1 rRNA gene is annotated in these 230 nt (G+C 58.7%); it reads left to right on the forward strand.

Annotation, left to right across the window (positions count from 1 at the left end):
* Positions 1-230: ribosomal RNA gene (locus KUM03_RS36170) — 23S ribosomal RNA — on the forward strand; the annotation flags it as partial.

The following is a 230-nucleotide window of genomic DNA, read 5'->3' on the forward strand; positions in this document are numbered from 1 at the left end:
GGTGGAGCCGCTGAACCAAGCGGTTAGTAGGTGAGTGATGGGGTGACGCAGGAAGGTAGTCCATCCCGGGCGGTGGTTGTCCCGGGGTAAGGGTGTAGGCCGTGCGGTAGGTAAATCCGTCGCACACAAGGCTGAGACCTGATGCCGAGCCGATTGTGGTGAAGTGGATGATCCTATGCTGTCGAGAAAAGCCTCTAGCGAGTTTCATGGCGGCCCGTACCCTAAACCGA

Source organism: Streptomyces sp. AC602_WCS936 (genome assembly GCF_019049125.1).
Classification (GTDB): domain Bacteria; phylum Actinomycetota; class Actinomycetes; order Streptomycetales; family Streptomycetaceae; genus Streptomyces.